The organism is Pseudomonas sp. SLFW (genome assembly GCF_009905615.1).
GTDB lineage: Bacteria > Pseudomonadota > Gammaproteobacteria > Pseudomonadales > Pseudomonadaceae > Aquipseudomonas > Aquipseudomonas bambusae.
In genome coordinates this window covers 188,269-208,332 of the sequence record NZ_JAAAKW010000002.1, presented here as the reverse complement: position 1 = coordinate 208,332, position 20,064 = coordinate 188,269, and the positions used below count along the sequence as shown (strand labels likewise).

Below are 20,064 nucleotides of genomic sequence, written 5' to 3'. Positions count from 1 at the left end.
TCTAGCGCCTGACCCTTTTTCGCGAATGAATTCGCTCCCACAGGGATTGTGCTCATTCAGCCACGCTGCACGACATCAACAACAGAACTGCTGCAGAAACAGCTTCTGCAGGACAAAAAAAAGAGGAGCCACGAGAGCTCCCCCAGAGGTAATCGTCCAGCCTGCCGCGTCTGTGCGCGTCAGGCTGTTTCAGCTTGATGAATCGCGATCATTCGATCTCGACCAGAATCTCACCCGGATTCACGCGGTCGCCTTTGGCCACGTGGATCGCCACGACCTTGCCCGCGACGGCTGCCTGAACCTCGGTCTCCATCTTCATCGCTTCGGTGATCAGCACTGCCTGACCGGCCTTGACCGTGTCGCCTTCCTTGACCAGCACATCGACGATGTTGCCCGGCATGGTGGTGCTGACGTGGCCCGGTTTGTTGGCCTGGGCGCGCTTGCCAATGCCACCGCCGACGAACTCATTCAACGGCTCGAACACGACTTCTTCGGGCATGCCATCAATGGACAGGTAGAAGTGGCGCTTGCCCTCGGCCTTGACGCCTACACCGGTGATGTCGACGCGGTAGCTTTCGCCGTGAACGTCGATGACGAACTCGGTCGGTACGCCTTCACCGCCCGCCCGCGCCACAGCGCCCGGCTCCGGAATCGGCAGCAGTGGCTCTGGCGCCAGGGTACCCGCAGCGCGTTCTTCGAGGAATTTGCGGCCAATGTCCGGAAACATCGCGTACGTCAGCACGTCTTCTTCAGATTTAGCCAACGCGCCGATTTCGCCGCGCAGCTTGGTCATTTCCGGTTTCAGCAGGTCTGCCGGACGCCCGTCGATAACCTCTTCGTTGCCAATGGCCTGACGACGCAGCTTCTCGTCGACCTGACCCGGTGCTTTGCCGTAGCCGCCCGTGAGGTAGAGCTTCACTTCGTTGGTGATGGTCTTGTAACGCTCACCCGCCAGCACGTTGAAGAACGCCTGAGTACCAACGATCTGCGAGGTCGGGGTCACCAAAGGTGGGTAGCCCAGGTCCTTGCGAACACGTGGGATCTCTGCCAGCACTTCGCCCATGCGGTTCAGCGCGCCCTGCTCTTTCAGCTGGTTGGCGAGGTTAGAGATCATGCCACCGGGCACTTGGTTGACCTGCACGCGGGTGTCGACTGCGGTGAATTCGCTCTCGAACTGGTGATACTTCTTACGCACGGCGTAGAAATACAGGCCGATTTCCTGCAGCAGCTCCAAGTCCAAACCGGTGTCGAATTCGCTGCCCTTGAGCGCAGCAACCATCGACTCGGTGCCCGGATGGCTGGTGCCCCACGCAAAGCTGGAGATCGCGGTGTCGATGTGATCGGCGCCGTTTTCGACCGCCTTGAGCTGGCACATCGCGGCCAGACCCGCAGTGTCGTGGGAGTGGATGAACACCGGCAGCGACTGCTCGGCTTTCAGCGCCCTGACCAGTTCGCCAGCCGCGAACGGTGTCAGCAGACCGGCCATGTCCTTGATCGCCACGGAGTCGCAGCCCATCGCTTCCATCTGCTTGGCCTGAGCAACAAAGGCCTCGACGGTGTGTACCGGACTGACGGTGTACGCAATGGTGCCCTGCGCATGTTTGCCCGCAGCCTTCACCGCTTCGATGGCCACACGCAGGTTACGCACGTCGTTCATGGCGTCAAAGATGCGGAACACGTCGATGCCGTTGACGGCAGCCTTGGCGACGAAAGCTTTGACCACGTCGTCGCTGTAATGGCGATAGCCCAGCAGATTCTGGCCGCGCAGCAGCATTTGCAGGCGGGTGTTCGGCAGCGCCGCGCGAAGTTGGCGCAGGCGCTCCCACGGGTCTTCTTTGAGGAAACGCACGCACGCGTCAAACGTCGCGCCGCCCCAGACTTCCAGCGACCAGTAGCCGACTTTGTCGAGCTTCTCGCAGATCGGCAGCATGTCTTCGGTGCGCATGCGGGTCGCCAGCAGCGACTGGTGAGCGTCACGCAGGATCGTATCGGTTACAAAGATCTTCTTCGTCATTCTTATCTCCTCACAAGCTTCAAGCTCCGAGCCACAGCTACAAGTCACCGAGAACGGCTTTTACTTGAGGCTTGACGCTCGCAGCTCGACGCTGCTTTTAAATGCCTGCGTGGGCGGCGATGGCGGCGGCGATGGCCAGGGCCAACTCTTCGGGTTTGCGCTTGATCGAGTAGTTGGTCAGTTCAGGGTGGCTCTCGACGAAACTGGTATTGAACTGGCCGCTACGGAATTCCGGGTTGCGCAGGATTTCCTGGTAGTACGCGGCGGTGGTCTTCACGCCTTGCAGGCGCATGTCGTCCAGCGCGCGCAGGCCCCGGTCCATCGCTTCTTCCCAAGTCAGCGCCCAGACGATCAGCTTCAGGCACATTGAGTCGTAGTACGGCGGAATGGTGTAGCCGGTGTAGATCGCCGTGTCGGTCCGCACGCCAGGGCCACCCGGCGCGTAATAACGGGTGATCTTGCCGAAGCTTGGGAGAAAGTTATTTTTCGGGTCTTCGGCGTTGATGCGGAACTGCAACGCGAAACCCCGGTGAATGATGTCTTCCTGCTTCACCGAGAGCGGCAGGCCAGACGCGATGCGAATCTGCTCGCGCACGATGTCGATGCCGGTGATTTCCTCGGTGATGGTGTGTTCCACCTGCACCCGAGTGTTCATTTCCATGAAGTACACCTCGCCCTCGGCGAGCAGGAACTCCACGGTGCCCGCGTTCTCGTAACCCACGGCCTTGGCGGCGCGCACCGACAGGTCGCCGATGTAGGCTCGCTGTTCGGGGGTCAATTGAGGGCTTGGGGCGATTTCGATGAGCTTCTGGTTGCGACGCTGGATCGAGCAATCACGCTCGAACAGGTGCACGACATTGCCGAAGCTGTCACCGAGGATCTGCGCCTCGATGTGCTTGGGATTGACGATGCACTTCTCCAGAAAGACTTCAGCCTTGCCGAACGCCTTGGTGGCCTCGGAAATGACCCGAGGGAATGCCTGCTCCAGTTCTTCACGGCTGTTGCAACGACGAATGCCGCGACCGCCACCACCCGAGGTGGCCTTGAGCATCACTGGGTAACCGATGCGATCACCTTCGGTCAACGCTTCGGCGATGTCGGCAACGTTGCCTTCGGTGCCGGGGGTGACCGGCACGCCAGCCTTGATCATGCTGCGGCGGGCTTCAGTCTTGTCGCCCATGCGGCGAATCACTTCGGCGGAAGGGCCGATGAATTTGATACCGCGTTCGGCGCAGATCTCAGCGAGGTCGGCGTTTTCTGAGAGGAAGCCATAACCGGGGTGCAACGCGTCGCAACCGGTTTCCACAGCCAGGTTCACCAACTTGCGCGGGTTCAGGTAACCCTCCAGCGGTTCGGAACCAATGCCATAGGCCTCATCCGCACGCTTAACGTGGAGCGCATGGCGGTCCGCGTCGGAGTAGATCGCCACGGAACGGATGCCCATTTCGGCGCAAGCGCGCACGATCCGGACAGCAATTTCCCCACGGTTGGCGATCAGGATTTTTGTTATCACTGGCATTTCCTCGACCGATGAGCAGACGGACCGGAAACCCGGTCAGTACGGAGCGACATAGCGTTACAACATGTTGCGTCGCAGCGATGGCTCACCCTATGACGAATCAGCAATTAACAAAAATGAGTAAAAATTGGGTTAAACATAAGTAAAACCTTATAGTTGCGCTTTCAGCCATGAGCAGAGGAATCGACAAATGCGTAAGTCATTGATGCGTATGACATTGCGTCAATTGCGAATCTTCAATGAAGTCTGTGATCTTCGTTCCTACAGCCGTGCGGCTGAAGAAATGTCCCTCACGCAACCCGCTGTCAGCTTGCAGATTCGTCAGCTTGAAGAACTCATCGGCCAGCCGCTGTTCGAGTACGTGGGCAAGAAGCTCTACCTGACCGAAGCTGCCGAAGCGTTGCAACTGGCCAGTCGCGACATCTTCGGGCGCCTTGAAAACCTCGACATGCAGCTGTCAGACATGCAGGGCTCGCTTCAAGGGCAGTTGAAGCTCGCCATTGAGTCCAGCGCGAAATACTTCGTTCCCCATCTGTTCGCAGCTTTTAAGCGCCAATACCCCGAAGTCATGCTCAATCTCACGGTAGTCAATAGGGCCCAGGTGATTCGACGGCTCTCCGACAACCGCGATGATCTGGTGGTGATGTCGATGGTCCCGCAGGACATGGGGCTGGAGTTTCTACCTTTCCTCAATAATCCCATCGTGGCGGTGGCGCGACCGGACCATCCGCTTTCACAACGGCCAAATCTGTCGCTGAAAGATCTGGAAGCCTACACGCTGGTGGTACGCGAGCAGGGGTCGGGAACGCGCAAGGCGTGCGAGGAATACTTCAAGGAGAAACGCATTCACTTCGAGCATTCGCTGGAGGTGTCTTCGGCGGAAGCTCAACGGGAGTGTGTCGTGGCCGGGCTGGGGGTGGCGCTGCTGACGAGGCATGCGCTGAGTCTGGAACTGGCCACTGGCACGCTCAAGGAGCTGCCCGTGGCCGAACTGCCGCTTTATCGCAGTTGGTGCGTCGTACAGGCTCGGGAGAAACGTCTGTCACCAGTGGCGCATGCCTTCCTGGCGTTCATTCGCACCGAGCGTGCTCAGATCAGCGAGCTGGTCGCGCGCTTTGACGGGCACCTTCCGAAACGCTAGCGCTCTGCCAAAAGCTGGCGGAGTCTGCGTCCAGGTAGTCATCGAATTCGAGGGTCAGGCGACGGTCTTCGGACCGCGTTTCAATCGCACGCCGAAACGCCATGCGGCGCTGGTCTTCCTGCTGACGGCGGGTTTTGGCGCTGTTGCTTTGCTGCTGCGAGTCATCGTAGTGCCGAGGCATATCCTGTCTCCCATTGCGTGTGCGGGAGTACAGAGTGGCGGGACGCGGTGACGATCAGGCTTCGGAAGCGTTACAAGTTGGTGAAGGTTGGGCCGGATGGCGAGACGCCGTGGTTAACTCTGTGGGAGCGAATTCATTCACGATTCAGTCGTAAAGACGACACATTCGTTGCGAATGTATCGAAGTCTTGCGAATGAATTCGTGCCCACAGAAAATCAAAGGCGTGGCTGATATCAATCTTCCGACGACTTGATCGACTTCGGCGACAGCCGCAAGCTACGCAAGCTGCGCTTCACGCTCTTCAGGTGATTGACCAGGCTCGGGCCACGGGCCATCGCCACGCCCATTGCCAGCACATCGATCACGACCAAATGGGCGATACGCGAGGTCAACGGCGTGTAAATTTCGGTGTCTTCGTGCACGTCGATCGCCAGGTTGACAGTCGAAAGTTCGGCCAATGGGGTCTGGCTTGGGCACAGAGTAATCAGATTCGCGCCGCTCTCGCGTACGAGGTTGGCCGTGATCAGCAGGTCCTTCGACCGGCCCGACTGTGAGATGCACACCGCGACGTCTGTGGGCTTGAGCGTTACCGCCGACATGGCCTGCATGTGCGGGTCGGAGTAGGACGCCGCCGTAAGCAACAGTCGGAAGAATTTGTGCTGGGCGTCAGCCGCGACCGCGCCCGACGCGCCGAACCCGTAAAACTCCACACGATGGGCCGCAGCCATAACGGTCACCGCCGCCTGCAACGCGTGAGGGTCGAGCTTTTCCCGAACTTCCATCAACGTATGGAGCGTGGTATCGAAGATTTTAAGGCTGTAGTCCGCAACCGAGTCGTCTTCATGAATCGCGAACTGCCCAAAACTCGCGCCCGCCGCAAGGCTTTGCGCCAGTTTGAGTTTGAGGTCCTGGAAACCGGTGCAGCCAATCGCACGACAGAATCGCACGATGGTCGGCTCACTGATGCCCACGCTGTGGGCCAGATCGGCCATGGAACTGTGCATCACGGCCGCAGGATCAAGCAGCACATGGTCGGCTACCTTGAGCTCCGACTTACGCAAGAGATGGCGAGACTGGGCAATGTGCTGCAACAGATTCAAAGGACAGGACTCAATAGGAGGATGGGCCGGGCTGTAGCTTTCTTGTAGTTATACTACATGACCTGCAAACCGCACAGCTAAACGAGTTTGATGATTCCAAACGAAAAGCCCGGAGCGACGGGTCGCCATGCAGTGTAGGACTTTTCACACAGGACTCCAGGCAACCGCTTCACAATCACGTAGGACAGTGCCCATCGCATTGGCCTCCACAGGCCGACTGACCAGGTAGCCTTGCACCTCGTCGCATGCATGGGCTCGGAGAAATTCCAGCTGTTGCTCGTTCTCTACCCCTTCGGCGACCACCTTCAATTCAAGGCTGTGAGCCATGGCGATGATCGCCCGCGTGATGGCGGCGTCTTCGGTCCCCTCGTCCAGGCCTCTGATAAATGCTTGATCAATTTTTACGTAGTCCACGGGGAAGCGCTTCAAGTAACTGAGTGACGAATAGCCTGTGCCGAAATCATCGATAGCCAACTTCACGCCCAGCTCACGCAACTGCTGGAAGGTGCTGATGATGTGCTCGACGCTGTCCAGCAACTGACTTTCGGTCAGTTCAAGCTCCAGGTATTCAGGCAGCAGCCCGCTTTCATCGAGCACCTGACGCACCAGACTGACGAGCTTGCCCTGCCGCAATTGATGCACGGACAAATTGACTGACACCCGAATGGGCCGCAGCCCGCTGGCTTGCCATTCACAGGCCTGTCGGCAGGCGCGGCGCAGCACGAACTCGCCGATGTCGGCGATCAGCCCGGACTCTTCGGCCAGGCCGATGAATTCGCTGGGCGGTACCATGCCGAGCACCGGATGCCGCCAACGCACAAGGGCCTCGGCAGAACTGAGCTGACCCGTCGCCAGTTCGAGCTTGGGCTGATAGAAGACCTCCAACTGACCGTCTTCAATCGCTCGGCGCAGTTGAATCTCCAGCTGCAAACGCTCAAGGGTCCGGGCTTGCAGGCTGTCGGTGTAGAACTGGAAATTGTTACCGCCCAAGTGTTTGGCGTGCTGCATCGCCATGTTGGCTTGGGTGACTAACGCAGAAATGTCTCTGGCCGAATCCGGCAGCAAGGCGATGCCGATGGACGCGCTGACCACCAGTTCGTGCCCAGCCACCAGAACCGGTGAACGCAGTTTGTTCAGCAACCGGGTGGTCATTCGCGTCAGCGTCGTCAGGTTGCCGAAGGTGTCGAACAGCACCGCGAATTCATCGGCGGACAAGCGCGCCACAGTATCGGCGTCTGCCAGCTCGGCGCTGATGCGGCGGCCTATCTGACGCAGCAATTGATCGGCAACCTCATGCCCGAGGCTGTCGTTGAGCAGCTTGAAACGGTCCAGATTGATGTGCAGCAGCGCCAGGGTTTGCCTGCCGTGGCGTACGCGCTGATTGGCTTCGCGCAGCCGCTCGTTGAACAGCGCGCGGTTGGCCAGGCCTGTCAGCTCGTCATAGTGCGAGAGGAATCGGGCACGCTCTTCATATTGCCGCGTCAGCTCTCGATTCAGCGCTTCGCTTTGGGCTTGAGCCTGTTGCAAGTGCTCAATCAGGGCCTGATTCTGAAAGCGCCGGGTCAGACCTCGCTCAATCAACCGGTTGACCTGCGCCGCCACGACGATCAGCGCCAGCAGCAGGATCAACCCCAGCCAGCCCCAGCCGCGCAACGGCACGTCGCCACCCCAAAACAGATAGAGGATGGGCGGCAGCAGACAGGGCACGGTGAACGTCAGAAAGGCCGGGATGCTTGCGGCATAGGCCACGCTGGCCGAGAGCGTGGCCGCGCCGATCAGGCCGAAGACCCACGCCTGTTGCACGAAGCTTTCCACGGGAACCAGCACCAGCGCCGCGCTGGAGAGCGTGAACCCGCTGACACAGGCGCCCGCCAGAAACATCCGCGTCCAGACCGGATGCGCCTGGCGCTCCGGTGGCGCCGCACGAAACGCCGCCACCTGAAGCACCCGCAGGCACACCAGCGCTGACAGCCAGCCCACCCAAATACTGACGAGCACGTACCGCTGCGGACTCCAGAGCAGCCAGGCGCAGAGCAAACCATTGATGAACATGAACAGAGTCGGCAGCAGCGACCCCTGATAAAGAAGGCGTGTGCGCTCGACGGCAAGCTGGGTGGCGAACTGTCTGCGGATGACACGTCGTGTCGCCACAGCATCGGCCGGGGCTTTGGAGCTGGTGGTCATGGCGATTCTTATAATTAGTGAGCCTTGAACGTGCACGGAGCATACACAAGCCACCGAAGAGACCAAACAGTCAGGGAAATAAATTGCGTGAATGGTCGGCATACGTGACGGTTTTCCGCTCCGACAGGCAGAGGGCAACAGCTTTTCACGACCGACCAGCGTTAGAGTTTGCCCGGCATCCGTCGGCACCCTAGAATGCCCCGATGCATACTGATGACCTCTCCCTTCTGCTCAACTCCCTCAACGATGCCCAACGCCAGGCGGTCGCCGCCTCCGTGGGTCGTCAGTTGGTTCTCGCTGGCGCAGGCTCCGGCAAAACCCGCGTGCTGGTGCACCGTATCGCCTGGTTGATCCAGGTGGAGAACGCGTCGCCCCATTCGATCCTGTCGGTGACGTTCACCAACAAGGCGGCCGCCGAGATGCGCCATCGCATCGAGCAGCTGATGGGCATCAACCCGGCAGGCATGTGGGTCGGCACCTTCCACGGGCTGGCGCACCGTCTATTGCGTGCGCACTGGCAGGAAGCCGGGCTGAACCAGAATTTCCAGATTCTCGACAGCGACGACCAGCAGCGTCTGGTCAAGCGCGTCATCCGCGAGATGGGTCTGGACGAGCAGAAATGGCCTGCGCGTCAGGCGCAATGGTTCATCAACGGCCAGAAGGATGAAGGGCTGCGTCCCAAGCACATTCAGGCGTCCGGCGACCTGTTCCTCAGCACCATGAAAGGCATCTACGAGAATTACGAAGCGGCGTGCCAACGGGCCAGCGTCATCGACTTCTCGGAACTGCTGCTACGTGCGCTGGACCTGTGGCGCGACAATCCTGGCCTGCTGGAGCATTACCAGCGCCGTTTCCGCCACGTCCTTGTAGACGAATTCCAGGACACCAACGCCGTGCAGTACGCCTGGCTGCGGTTGCTGGCCAAGGGTGGCGACAGCCTGATGGTGGTCGGCGACGACGATCAGTCGATTTACGGCTGGCGCGGCGCGAAGATCGAGAACATTCATCAGTATTCCGATGACTTCCCGGACACCGAGACGATCCGACTGGAGCAGAACTACCGCTCCACCGCGAGCATCCTGAAGGCTGCCAACGGCCTGATCGTCAACAACAGTGGCCGTCTGGGCAAAGAGCTGTGGACCGATGTCGGCGACGGCGAACTGATCAGCCTGTACGCCGCCTTCAACGAACACGATGAAGCGCGCTACGTGGTCGAGACCATCGAGAGCGCGATCAAGACCGGCATGTCCCGCAGCGACATCGCCATTCTCTACCGCTCCAACGCCCAATCCCGGGTGTTGGAAGAGGCCCTGTTGCGCGAGCGCATCCCATACCGCATTTATGGCGGTCAGCGCTTCTTCGAACGGGCCGAAATCAAGAACGCCATGGCCTATCTGCGCGTTCTGGAAGGCCGTGGCAACGATTCGGCGCTCGAACGCGTGATCAACGTGCCGCCCCGTGGCATTGGCGAGAAAACTGTCGAAGCCATTCGCGAGCATGCGCGCCACGCCGATGTGTCGATGTGGGAATCCATGCGACTGCTGGTGGCCAACAAAGGCGTGACCGGTCGGGCCGCCAGCGCCTTGGGCGGGTTTATCGAGCTCATCGAAAACCTTTCGGCCAAGGTCATGGAAATGCCGCTGCACCTGATGACCCAGACCGTCATCGAGCAGTCCGGGCTGATCACCTATCACCAGGAAGAAAAAGGCGAGAAAGGCCAGGCTCGGGTAGAAAACCTTGAGGAACTGGTCAGTGCCGCCCGCGCCTTCGAAAACAGCGAAGACGAGGAAGACTTGACGCCACTGGCCGCGTTCCTCGGCCATGCTTCACTGGAGGCAGGCGACACCCAGGCCGATGAGCACGAAGACAGCATCCAACTGATGACGCTGCACAGCGCCAAAGGTCTTGAGTTCCCGTATGTGTTCCTCGTTGGCATGGAAGAAGGGCTGTTCCCGCACAAGATGAGCCTGGAAGAACCGGGCCGTCTGGAAGAGGAACGCCGCCTGGCTTACGTCGGTATTACCCGCGCGATGCAACATCTGGTGCTGACGTACGCCGAAACCCGACGTCTGTACGGCAGCGAGACCTACAACAAGGTGTCGCGCTTCGTACGTGAAGTCCCGCCGAATCTGATTCAGGAAGTGCGCTTGTCCAACAGCGTTACACGCCCTTTCGGTGGCTCCAAGACCATGGCGCCGAGCCGGCTGTTCGACGGCGAAGGCATCCCGCAGAGCCAGTTCTCGCTCGGCCAACGCGTGCAGCACGCGGTGTTCGGCGAGGGCACCATCCTGAACTTCGAAGGCGCCGGTGCGCAGGCTCGGGTGCAGGTGAACTTCTCCGAAGGCAGCAAGTGGCTGATGCTGGGGTACGCCAAGCTGGAGCCGATTTGATCAGGCCCTGACGCCTCAGTATACCTGCGTGATGGCTGACCTCCGGTATTGCATTCCTACATCTGGCCCCCATCTTTCCTACAGAACTTTCTCAATCGCCCTGCAGCCCAAGTAGTACGCGGGTGATTGAGATCCACGCAAAAGCCAGAAACATATGGTCGCTGGTCAGACACATTTGTCCTGTTCAATATGGCGCGCGTGCAATCCACAAACGGGAATTCCCAATATGCAACGTTTTCTAAGCATCGCTTTGGCGCTGGTCATCGGACTCACCATGAGTCTGGATGCCAACGCCGCGCGTTTCGGTGGCGGCAAGAGCATGGGCTCGGCGCCAAGTCACCAAGCGCGTCAGACAGCTCCTTCTGCTCCTGCCGCTGCACCTAACGCTGCCGGTCGTCCTGCGCCTGCTGCGGGCGGTGCTTCCAAATGGCTGGGCCCTCTGGCCGGTATCGCTGCCGGTGGCCTGCTCGCTTCCATGTTCATGGGCGGCGGCTTCCAAGGCATGCAGTTCTTCGACATCCTGATCATGGCGGTCATCGCTTTCGTGATCTTCCGTTTCATCGCCGCCCGTCGACGCAAGCAGCAGCCAAACATGGCTCCGGCTGGCGCGCCGTTCCAGCGTGAAACCTTCGAACAGCAGCCTGCGCAAAACGCCAATTCGATGTTCGGCGGTTCGCCCGCCGCGTCGGCTCGTCCGGTGATCAACGCACCGGCGTGGTTCAACGAAGAGCGCTTTATCGAGGCCGCACGTAACCACTTCCAGTCGCTGCAACAGCACTGGGATGCGAACGAGATGGACAAAATCTCTGAGTTCGTGACCCCGCAAATGCTGCAGTTCCTGAAAAAAGAACGTGCAGACCTGGGTGATGGCTTCCAGTCCACCTACATCGACAACCTGAACGTGCAACTTGAAGGTGTCGACGACCGCGCCGACAAGACCATTGCTACCTTGACCTTCAGTGGTGTGTCGAAAACGTCGCGCTTCGACCAGGGCGAAGTGTTCAGCGAAAGCTGGAACATGGAGCGCGCTCCGGGCGAGAACCAGCCTTGGCTGGTGGCAGGTATTCGCCAGAACGGCTGAAACTCTTTGCCGCTTCGCTAATCCAAAACCCCGACTGTGTTCGGGGTTTTGTTTTTTGTGGGCCGCAGTTAATTTGGTGATGTCTTTGAGCTACTGTATAAACCGCGAAAACCGTTAGAGGATCCACGTCGTGGAAGAAGTCATCGAACAACTCCGTGAAGCCAATGAGCCGGTTCCCGTCCCGCTTGAGCTGCCGGACGAAGATCAGCTTGTCGAAATCGAAGAGCAGCTGTTCATCAACATTCCTTTCGTCTTCAAGGAATTCTTGCTGACCGTCAGCGACGTGGTGTACGGCAGCCTGGAGCCGGTGACTGTCACCGATCCGCAATCTCATACCTACCTGCCGGACGTGGCAGCAAATGCCTGGGACATCGGTGTTCCGCGCGAGCTCATCCCGATCTGCCAAGATGGCGAAGATTACTACTGCGTTGAAGAAGACGGCACTGTGGTGCTGTGGTCCGGCGAAGAAGAACTCGTCACCGAAGAAAGCTGGGAATCGGTGTGGCACTGGGCGCGGGACGTCTGGCTGGAAAGCTGAGATATTTCCCACGCACGCAGGGAAGCCTTCAGCAGCTCAATGCTCTGAAGGCTCCTGATGATTCCCCAGTGTTTCCAGCAGCGCGATTTGCATGCGGGTGTGCACCCGGATGAACCAGCGCCACAGCACCGCCGCCACCACCGCTGCCACGATCACGATCAGCAGCAACCATTCGTGAGTCGGCAGCATGCTCGCCGATAGCAGGGCGATCAGCAGGAAAATCACCACCAGCGACAGCAACGGGATCACTTCCGCAATCACTCGGCGTACGCGTGCGGTATGCCTGCCCGCCATCTCTGGCTTCACACTCATCTCGGCCAACAGCATCGACAGCGCTTTCAGCTTGCGATAGGCCGCGATCAGAAACGGTAGCGACAACAGTAAAGAAGCGCCCCATATCCAGGCCTTCTGCTGACCGACTTCGCTGACCCATTCGCTGAAGTAATCCCCAATGCGCTCGGCGAAATAAGCACCGCAGAAGAAGATCGCCACCACCAGCGCCAGGTTCACCCCCACTTGCAGCAGGATCTTGCGAATCATCGAAGCCAGTAACGCCCCCTGCCCCTGTGGCTGAATGCTGCGCAGCCACTCTCCGTACAGACCGAAAACCCGGGCCACTCGCGTAGGCATGATCCTCGCCAACGTGTGGGACAGTGGATCGGCAGCCCGAATCAGATACGGTGTGAGCAATGTAGTGATCGCCGACACGGCCACCGCCACCGGGTAGAGAAAATCGCTAGTGACCTGCAATGTCATCCCGAGCGCGGCGATGATGAAAGAAAACTCGCCAATCTGTGACAGCCCCATCCCGACGCGAAGCGAAGTCTTGCCGTCATTCCCCGCGATAAACGCGCCCAAGCCGCAGGACAGCATCTTGCCCAGCACCACAGCCACGGTGATCACAGCGATGGGCCATGCGTAGGCAAGCAGGATCTGCGGGTCGATAAGCAAGCCGATGGCGACAAAGAAGATCGCGCTGAACATGTCGCGAATGGGCTCGATCAGGTGCTCTATCTTCGCCAGTTGCTTCGATTCGGCCATGATCGCGCCGATCAGAAAAGCCCCCAGCACCATGCTGTACTCGAGTTTGACCACCAGCAGACAGAAGCCGAAACACAGGCCCAGGACCGTGACCAACAACATTTCGTTGCTTTCGAATTTCGCGACGTAGGCCAGCAAACGCGGCACCAGCAAAATCCCGATCACCAGCGCGACGATCATGAACAACGAAAGCTTGCCGACGGTAGAGAACACTTCACCGGAACTCACCGAGCCGCTGACCGCAATGCCCGACAACAGCGCGATGATGCCGATGCCGAGGATGTCTTCCACGATCAGCACGCCGAAGATCAGTTGGGCGAAACGCTGGTTCTTCATCTTCAGGTCGTTGAGCGCCTTGACGATGATCGTGGTCGAGGAGATGGCCAAAATCGCTCCCAAGAACAGCGAATCCATGGTGCTCCAGCCAAAATACTGGCCGATTTCATAGCCGATCCAGATCATCAGCATGATTTCGAGGAAGGCGGCGACGAACGCCGTAGCGCCGACCTTGAACAGTTTGCGCAGACTGAATTCCAGTCCCAGACAGAACATGAGGAAGATCACGCCCAGTTCAGCAAGGATCTTGATGGTGTCTTCGTCGTGGATCAGGCCGAATGGCGGAGTGTGCGGCCCGATGATGAACCCGGCGACGATATAGCCGAGGACGACCGGTTGTTTGAGTCGATGGAAGAGAACGGTGACCACGCCAGCCACCAGCATGATGACTGCCAGGTCCTGAATGAAACTGATGGCATGCATGGCGCGGCTCCTTGTGACGACTAAAGATGCGCGTTCATGCTGAAAAGGAGACGGCTGCGGTGCGAAAGATCGCCAGCAGAGTCAGAAATTTCTGAGCGGAACGCAGGAAATACCCCATCCAAGGGTTTTCGCAGGTTAACACCGCACAAAAGCCGATGAAGCCGGTGCAATATATGGAAACAGATCGACCTCAGGCGTGACGGCAGCCCGGCTGCCAGCGTCCCGATAGTGTTGGTTTTGATAGCCGATTTTATTTCGAGCACCCACCCGAGGTGCCAATTGACCCAACCAGACCGTGAGCACGCTATGGAACCCGGAAACGCCCAGCTGTCGATGACTGTATTGATGACCCCGGACATGGCCAACTTTTCTGGCAACGTGCACGGCGGCACCCTTCTCAAATACCTCGATGAAGTCGCCTACGCGTGCGCGAGCCGTTACGCCGGTCGTTATGTTGTGACGCTGTCAGTGGATCAGGTGATTTTCCGCGAGCCGATTCACGTCGGCGAACTGGTGACCTTCCTGGCTTCGGTGAACTACACCGGCAACACGTCGATGGAAGTCGGGATCAAGGTGGTGACGGAAAACATCCGCGAGCGCTCGGTGCGTCACACCAACAGCTGCTTTTTCACCATGGTGGCGGTGGACGACCAACGCAAACCGGCCAGCGTTCCGCCGTTGGATCCGCAGACCAGCGAAGACAAGCGCCGCTACGTGCAAGCGCAGCAGCGGCGCCAATTGCGCCAGGAGCTTGAAAAACGCTATCGCGAAATTCGCGAGGATGGGATTTGAGCAACGTCGATCAGGCGTAATGCGTCTTGGGGGAGTCGGCTGGCTGGCGAATGCGATGGGTCAGTCAACACATTGCAACTGGCCTACCGCATTCGCTAAGGCGCGGCCTCCCTCAGTTCAATGGGTAACGGTGGCCGTAAAGCACAGCAACAGCGCAGGCGGACGAAGTGAAGCGAAATTAAACGGACGCACTATGGCTGTCAGTGACCTGACGCAGTTAAGCTGGACACCTTCTGTTGGAGCTCTCTTTCCATGCTGACCCTGGGCAATATTTTCGTCCTGATGCTGCTGGCGACTGCTGGCGCTTGGCTGTGGCACTCCCATGGTCTACGTGAACGGGCGCTGGAGCGTGTCAAACAGCACTGCGCCAAGCTCGACATTGAATTGCTCGACGGCAACGTGGCGCTGCGCCGTATCGCGTTCAAGCGCGACAACGAAGGCCGCAAGCGTCTGGCCCGGGTGTACAACTTCGAATTCACGGTGACGGGCGAGCAACGCCACCCCGGCACGATCACGATGTTTGGCGCACACACTGCGCAGATCGAACTGGCGCCCTACCCGTTTGAAATCAAAGACCCGAAGCCGACGGCCGAAATCATCCAGCTCGCCGAATGGCGGCAAGAGCACAATAAGTGGAAGCAGTAAGCCGCTGTGGATAAGCAGCGCTAGGCCATACAGTTCGCGAGCTGCGCGGTCAGTTGAACCTCGGCTTGAGGTTCATTGAAAATCAATTCAAGCCTCGAATCCTTGCGCCATTCACTCGGCGCCCATTCAAACTCGCCGCTCTCCAGCGCATTGCCCGAAACCCACCCCGATCCGCTGTGGATAACCAGCTTGGCACGGCGCCATTCAAGGCTTCGCAGCCAACCTTGGACTCTGGCCGCATCGAAAATACGCTCCGGGTGCCAACGCCAGCCAATGCTCCAGCCTTCAGGCTGAGCCTGACTCAGACAAATCGGCGTCATCGGGTCGACCCAGACCGCTGGCAATTGAGCAAGAGATCGGAACGCAACGAACTTATCCACACCCTCATTGGCTTTTGCATCGATGCCGGGCAAGCGTTGCAGCGGCAGCGCGCCAGATTCAGTCCAGCACACAGCGCGTTCGGGCAGCATCGTGACGAGGGTGTCTCGGGCCGCGGCGTTCAGCCCCTCCGATTTGTTAAGCACCAACAGACCGGCGTTTCCCACAGCCTCTTGTTGAGTCGGCGGGAGAGGTTTTCCGGCTGCAAGGGCCCGAGCGTCCAGAACGATGACGCTGGGCTGAACGGCCAGCACCCCGAGCCACGGCGCCTCTCGCAATTGCTTCAACAGCTGGACGGGATGCCCGAGACCGGACGGCTCGATGAACAGTCGGTCCGGCCGAGCCTTGCGCAGCAATCGACCCAGTCCGATCTGAAACGGCGCACCGTTGACGCAGCACAGGCAACCGCCAGCGACTTCACCAAGTGCGATACCATCTTGCGCCGTGCTGAGCAGTGCCGCGTCCAGACCTATCTGGCCGAACTCGTTGATCAGAATCGCCCAGCGTTCATTCGCCGGTTTCTGCGACAACAGGTACTTGATCAGGCTGGTCTTGCCTGCGCCCAAAGGGCCAGCAATGACATGGGTGGGGATGTTCTGCAGCATGTCCGGCCATTCTTGAACGTCGCTCCCGAGAACGAGCGCACACGGAGGTAATGAATGCGAGCAATCTGGCTGCCCACGCGGCTGGCGTTGATGCTGTTGGCGGTCACGTCGAGTCAGGCGTGGGCCGAATCCTGTGTAGTCCACAGCCAGGCCGAGCGGCTTGACGTGAAAGTCTGTCAGGAAAATCTCACCATTCCGCCCGATCTGTTCCACGACGGCTTCTGCAAACCGCAGTTGAAGGATCAGAAAATCGAAGTGACCTACGCCGAACAGTGCCCGAGCGGGTCATTCGGCCAGTGCAGCAACGCGCAAGTCGCCAATATGCCTTATCGGCAGAACATTCACTATTACGGCGTGGCCAGCGACGCCGCGTTCCTCAAGCCGTTCTGCGAGGAGCAGAGCAAAGGGGTGTGGAAGGCGCAGTGAGCATCCAAACCATTTGATCTGACGAATGCACACAGTCCTGTGGGAGCGAATTCATTCGCGATGCGTAGGTACATTCGACAAATCTCTATCGAATGTACCGTCCTCTCGCGAATGAATTCGCTCCCACAGTTGTTCCACCGCGCTAAGCCTTCGCATTACGCAGCCTCACCATGCCAATCACCAAACGGATCATCCAACTGCGCCCAGGCTTCAACACCGGCGGCCATTTCAATGTCGGTCAGCAGGCAGGCATCGAGATCTGCCGTGAGTTGTGCGAAGTCGATGTTCTGGCCGATGAACACCAACTCCTGACGGCAATCTCCGGTCTGCGCCAGCCAACAGCGCATGATGACCTCTGTGCTCTCCTCATCTTGCGGCCAGTGGGCCTTGGGCACGAAACGCCACCAGCGACCGGCGAAGCCATGGCGCATCAGCCCACCCGCCTGGGACCAGCTCCCCGCCTCCTGGTGCTTGTTCGCCAGCCAGAAGAACCCCTTGGAGCGCAGCAGTTTGCCGTTAGTCCATGGCTGGTTGATGAAGTCGAAGAAGCGTTGCGGATGAAACGGGCGACGCGCTCGGTAGGCTGTCGACGCGATACCGTACTCGTCGGTTTCCGGTGTGTGTTCGCCACGCAATTCCTTCAGCCAGCCCGGCGCCTGAGCTGCCCGCTCAAAGTCGAAACGGCCCGTATCCAGAATCTTGCCCAAGGGCACCGCGCCCATCACCATCGGCAAAATCTCGGCCTGGCTGTTGAGGCTTTTGAGGATGGCCATTAGCTCAAGGCGGTCGCTGGTGCTGATGAGATCGATCTTGCTGATCAGAATCACGTCGGCAAACTCGACCTGTTCGATCAGCAAATCGGTGATCGAGCGCTCGTCGTCTTCACCCATCGTTTCCCCGCGTGTATCCAGACTTTCGGCGGCCTGATAGTCCTGCAAGAAATTAAGGCCATCAACCACCGTTACCATGGTGTCGAGCCGCGCAATATCGGCGAGACTCTGCCCTGACTCGTCGCGAAAGGTGAACGTCTCGGCCACCGGCAGCGGCTCGGAGATGCCCGTCGACTCGATCAGCAGATAATCGAAGCGCCCATCCTTGGCGAGCCGGCTGACTTCTTCCAGCAGGTCTTCACGCAGGGTGCAGCAGATGCAGCCGTTGCTCATTTCGACGAGTTTTTCTTCGGCGCGATTGAGGCTGACGTCGCGCTGGACTTCGCTACCGTCGATGTTGATTTCGCTCATGTCGTTGACGATCACGGCGACGCGCAGGTTCTCGCGGTTGCGCAGGACATGATTGAGCAGCGTGCTTTTGCCGGCACCGAGAAAGCCGGACAGGACGGTTACGGGGAGGCGGTTCATGGAGGTCTCATCAGGTAGCAAGTTCAGGTGCTTTTTACGTTATAGTATAACAATGCAAACCTGCTAACACTTTTTACAAGGTCCGCTCGATGGTCAGGGTTTCCAACGTTTTCGCCGGGTTTGTCGCTCTGCTGCTAGGCACACAGGTGTGGGCTGCACCTCCGTCGCCGAGGCTGGATCGGGCGTTATGTACGCGCAGCGCAACTTTGCTGGCGTGCATCGACGCCTATAACAACCAGTACAGCGTGGCGATGTCGGGCACGACGATGTATTTGCGCGGGTACGAAAGCGTGGGCAATCGCACGTGGGCGCAAACCAACAGCCGTTATGGCTCGATAACGTTTTTCACGGGGTTGGCCTCGGATGGCGAGGCCTGGGTGGGGTACATCCAGAAAGTCGGCTGGACGACGATCAGCCGGGTGTCCAGCTCCAGCGGCAGCCGGAGCAAGATCACCTGTGATCGCGTGATGGGCTGTCGTTAAACGACCGCCTGTTCCGCCTTCTGCTCCTGCCGCCAAGCGATGAACGAGCCTGCAGGTGGGTTGGCCTCGAAGTATTGCTTCATCCCGGTGAACAGCCCATCCGCCACGGCCTGTTGGTGGCGCGCCGTCACCAGACGCTGGCTGTCGCGGCTGTTGGAGATAAAGCCGGTCTCGACCAGAATCGACGGCACGTCCGGCGATTTCAGCACCGCAAACCCGGCCTGCTCGACGCGTTTCTGATGCAGCGTGGTGACGCCTTCCAGACTGCCGAGCACGGTGTGACCCAGTTGCAGGCTCGCCGCAATGGTCGCGTTCATCGACATGTCGAGAATCACGCCCGCGAGCATCGGGTCCTTGTCTTTCAGGTTCAACAGGCTGGTCGCGCCAATCAAGTCCGCGCCATTCTCGCGCTGAGCCATGAAACGGGCCGTGGCCGAGGTCGCGCCGTTTTCAGACAACGCGAACACCGATGCACCTGAAGCCGTCAGCCTCGGTGCCGCATCGGCGTGCACCGAGATGAACATGTCAGCGTTGTATTTGCGAGCGATGTCTACGCGTTTGCGCAACGGGACGAAGAAGTCGTCGTTACGCACCAGACGCACGTCGAAGCCTTTCTCACGCTTCAACCGCTTAGCGAGCAGTTGCGCGATGGACAACACCACGTCTTTCTCGCGCTCACCCTTGGAGCCGACAGCGCCAGGGTCTTTACCACCATGACCGGCATCGACCACGACCATGATGTCGCGCTTCGGATGCGCTTTGTCCAGCACGGGTGGAGGCGGTTCCTTGACCAGCGCGGCGGGCGCAGCTGCCAGTTGCACCGGCACATGTGGCTTCAAATCGTTACCGAGATCGACCACCAACCGGTTGCCTTGCGCACCTTCTGGACCGAGCAGGAAGCTGTTGAGCTGCACGGGCGATGCGAGGTCTAGCACGATGCGCGTGTCGCCCTGTCCGAAATGGCCCGAACGAATCGCTTTGATCGGCGTGTTTTCCAGCGCCAGCTCAGGGAAGTTGCCTTCCAGACGCGCGCCGCTCACATCAATGATGATGCGTTCAGGGGCGCTGAGGGTGAAGGTTTTGTACTGCACCGGACCACTGAGGTCGAAGACCAGTCGCAGCTTGTTATCGGAACGCCAGAGACGGGCGTTGCGAATTTGCGCGGCATTGGCAGCATTAACAGAGAAAGGGAGCGCGAAGGCGGCGCTGGCCAAAAGCATATTGAGCAGCATTTGACGTCGATGCATGACACGTTCCGAAAAAAGATGAGCATCCCAGCCCGGATAGAAACGACATTCTTCGTAACAATATAACATGCAGGTCATTCGGTGAAGATGAAGCTTTTTACAGAAATGCGCTGAGTTTTCCGCTTTAAAACAAGGGGTAACAGGCAAAAACTCATGTGAAACAACAAGATGTTCCACGTGGAA

Annotated in this window: 17 protein-coding genes; 8 read left to right on the top strand and 9 right to left on the bottom strand. The window is 59.0% G+C overall.

From position 1 onward, the window contains the following. Positions 1-208: 208 nt before the first annotated feature. Positions 209-2,014 (bottom strand): sodium-extruding oxaloacetate decarboxylase subunit alpha, encoded by a 1,806-nt coding sequence (oadA, locus tag GVN17_RS04275; protein ID WP_166593993.1) that lies wholly within the window; start codon positions 2,012-2,014, stop codon positions 209-211. A 97-nt stretch (positions 2,015-2,111) separates the two neighbouring features. Then, a complete protein-coding gene (locus GVN17_RS04270) occupies positions 2,112-3,527 on the bottom strand; it encodes an acetyl-CoA carboxylase biotin carboxylase subunit (protein WP_166593992.1) in 1,416 nt (471 codons plus the stop codon). A 196-nt stretch (positions 3,528-3,723) separates the two neighbouring features. On the opposite strand from GVN17_RS04270, the gene GVN17_RS04265 reads away from it, so the two are divergent. Beyond that, entirely contained in the window at positions 3,724-4,674 is a 951-nt protein-coding gene (locus tag GVN17_RS04265; RefSeq protein ID WP_166593991.1) for a LysR family transcriptional regulator, read from the top strand. On the opposite strand, the gene GVN17_RS29580 is transcribed toward GVN17_RS04265, so the two are convergent. The 3 genes from GVN17_RS29580 to GVN17_RS04255 form a co-directional block, all read right to left on the bottom strand. Then, the gene (locus tag GVN17_RS29580) at positions 4,628-4,777 is read right to left on the bottom strand and encodes a hypothetical protein (protein WP_371928482.1); all 150 of its coding nucleotides are present in this window, start codon (positions 4,775-4,777) and stop codon (positions 4,628-4,630) included. The two genes, GVN17_RS04265 and GVN17_RS29580, sit on opposite strands and share 47 nt — an antisense overlap. A 311-nt stretch (positions 4,778-5,088) precedes the next feature. Then, a complete protein-coding gene (gene hexR / locus GVN17_RS04260) occupies positions 5,089-5,955 on the bottom strand; it encodes a transcriptional regulator HexR (RefSeq protein WP_166593990.1) in 867 nt (288 codons plus the stop codon). 144 nt (positions 5,956-6,099) lie between these two features. Continuing rightward, complete coding sequence (locus tag GVN17_RS04255) at positions 6,100-8,139, bottom strand: bifunctional diguanylate cyclase/phosphodiesterase (protein WP_166593989.1); 2,040 nt, start codon at positions 8,137-8,139, stop codon at positions 6,100-6,102. 203 nt (positions 8,140-8,342) lie between these two features. Between GVN17_RS04255 and uvrD the strand changes: the two genes are divergently transcribed. The 3 genes from uvrD (at position 8,343) to GVN17_RS04240 (ending at position 12,148) form a co-directional block, all read left to right on the top strand. Continuing rightward, positions 8,343-10,529, top strand: coding sequence for a DNA helicase II (gene uvrD, locus GVN17_RS04250; protein ID WP_166593988.1), 2,187 nt, complete (start codon positions 8,343-8,345; stop codon positions 10,527-10,529). Positions 10,530-10,755: 226 nt separating this feature from the next. Beyond that, positions 10,756-11,610: a Tim44 domain-containing protein gene (locus tag GVN17_RS04245; RefSeq protein ID WP_166593987.1), complete on the top strand. Its 855-nt coding sequence runs from the start codon at positions 10,756-10,758 to the stop codon at positions 11,608-11,610. Positions 11,611-11,740: 130 nt separating this feature from the next. Continuing rightward, on the top strand, positions 11,741-12,148 hold the full coding sequence (locus GVN17_RS04240) for an SMI1/KNR4 family protein (protein ID WP_166593986.1): 408 nt from the start codon (positions 11,741-11,743) through the stop codon (positions 12,146-12,148). A 36-nt stretch (positions 12,149-12,184) separates the two neighbouring features. On the opposite strand, the gene GVN17_RS04235 is transcribed toward GVN17_RS04240, so the two are convergent. After that, entirely contained in the window at positions 12,185-13,948 is a 1,764-nt protein-coding gene (locus GVN17_RS04235; protein ID WP_166593985.1) for a cation:proton antiporter, read from the bottom strand. A gap of 306 nt (positions 13,949-14,254) precedes the next feature. Between GVN17_RS04235 and GVN17_RS04230 the strand changes: the two genes are divergently transcribed. Further along, complete coding sequence (locus GVN17_RS04230; RefSeq protein ID WP_166593984.1) at positions 14,255-14,740, top strand: acyl-CoA thioesterase; 486 nt, start codon at positions 14,255-14,257, stop codon at positions 14,738-14,740. Between the two features lie 252 nt (positions 14,741-14,992). After that, a complete protein-coding gene (locus GVN17_RS04225; RefSeq protein WP_166593983.1) occupies positions 14,993-15,385 on the top strand; it encodes a DUF3301 domain-containing protein in 393 nt (130 codons plus the stop codon). Between the two features lie 20 nt (positions 15,386-15,405). On the opposite strand, the gene GVN17_RS04220 is transcribed toward GVN17_RS04225, so the two are convergent. Continuing rightward, on the bottom strand, positions 15,406-16,368 hold the full coding sequence (locus tag GVN17_RS04220; RefSeq protein ID WP_166593982.1) for a GTP-binding protein: 963 nt from the start codon (positions 16,366-16,368) through the stop codon (positions 15,406-15,408). Positions 16,369-16,422: 54 nt separating this feature from the next. On the opposite strand from GVN17_RS04220, the gene GVN17_RS04215 reads away from it, so the two are divergent. Further along, positions 16,423-16,794: an NADH:ubiquinone oxidoreductase gene (locus GVN17_RS04215; RefSeq protein WP_166593981.1), complete on the top strand. Its 372-nt coding sequence runs from the start codon at positions 16,423-16,425 to the stop codon at positions 16,792-16,794. Positions 16,795-16,949: 155 nt separating this feature from the next. Here GVN17_RS04215 and zigA read toward each other — a convergent pair whose 3' ends face one another. Continuing rightward, complete coding sequence (zigA, locus tag GVN17_RS04210) at positions 16,950-18,152, bottom strand: zinc metallochaperone GTPase ZigA (protein ID WP_166593980.1); 1,203 nt, start codon at positions 18,150-18,152, stop codon at positions 16,950-16,952. 89 nt (positions 18,153-18,241) lie between these two features. Here zigA and GVN17_RS04205 point away from each other — a divergent pair, with 89 nt between their 5' ends. Beyond that, the gene (locus GVN17_RS04205; RefSeq protein ID WP_256665070.1) at positions 18,242-18,634 is read left to right on the top strand and encodes a glutamine synthetase; all 393 of its coding nucleotides are present in this window, start codon (positions 18,242-18,244) and stop codon (positions 18,632-18,634) included. Here the strand turns inward: GVN17_RS04205 and GVN17_RS04200 are convergent. After that, positions 18,631-19,881, bottom strand: coding sequence for an N-acetylmuramoyl-L-alanine amidase (locus tag GVN17_RS04200; RefSeq protein ID WP_166593979.1), 1,251 nt, complete (start codon positions 19,879-19,881; stop codon positions 18,631-18,633). The genes GVN17_RS04205 and GVN17_RS04200 overlap by 4 nt on opposite strands. Positions 19,882-20,064: the final 183 nt, after the last annotated feature.

Bases quoted from the DNA above. Each gene is read 5' to 3' on its own strand.
- GVN17_RS04205 (WP_256665070.1), top strand. From the start codon at position 18,242: ATGGTCAGGGTTTCCAACGTTTTCGCCGGGTTTGTCGCTCTGCTGCTA.
- oadA (WP_166593993.1), bottom strand. From the start codon at position 2,014: ATGACGAAGAAGATCTTTGTAACCGATACGATCCTGCGTGACGCTCAC.
- GVN17_RS04215 (WP_166593981.1), top strand. From the start codon at position 16,423: ATGCGAGCAATCTGGCTGCCCACGCGGCTGGCGTTGATGCTGTTGGCG.
- uvrD (WP_166593988.1), top strand. From the start codon at position 8,343: ATGCATACTGATGACCTCTCCCTTCTGCTCAACTCCCTCAACGATGCC.
- GVN17_RS04255 (WP_166593989.1), bottom strand. From the start codon at position 8,139: ATGACCACCAGCTCCAAAGCCCCGGCCGATGCTGTGGCGACACGACGT.
- GVN17_RS04230 (WP_166593984.1), top strand. From the start codon at position 14,255: ATGGAACCCGGAAACGCCCAGCTGTCGATGACTGTATTGATGACCCCG.
- GVN17_RS04220 (WP_166593982.1), bottom strand. From the start codon at position 16,368: ATGCTGCAGAACATCCCCACCCATGTCATTGCTGGCCCTTTGGGCGCA.
- GVN17_RS04245 (WP_166593987.1), top strand. From the start codon at position 10,756: ATGCAACGTTTTCTAAGCATCGCTTTGGCGCTGGTCATCGGACTCACC.
- GVN17_RS04265 (WP_166593991.1), top strand. From the start codon at position 3,724: ATGCGTAAGTCATTGATGCGTATGACATTGCGTCAATTGCGAATCTTC.
- GVN17_RS04225 (WP_166593983.1), top strand. From the start codon at position 14,993: ATGCTGACCCTGGGCAATATTTTCGTCCTGATGCTGCTGGCGACTGCT.
- GVN17_RS04200 (WP_166593979.1), bottom strand. From the start codon at position 19,881: ATGCATCGACGTCAAATGCTGCTCAATATGCTTTTGGCCAGCGCCGCC.
- GVN17_RS04235 (WP_166593985.1), bottom strand. From the start codon at position 13,948: ATGCATGCCATCAGTTTCATTCAGGACCTGGCAGTCATCATGCTGGTG.
- GVN17_RS29580 (WP_371928482.1), bottom strand. From the start codon at position 4,777: ATGGCGTTTCGGCGTGCGATTGAAACGCGGTCCGAAGACCGTCGCCTG.
- zigA (WP_166593980.1), bottom strand. From the start codon at position 18,152: ATGAACCGCCTCCCCGTAACCGTCCTGTCCGGCTTTCTCGGTGCCGGC.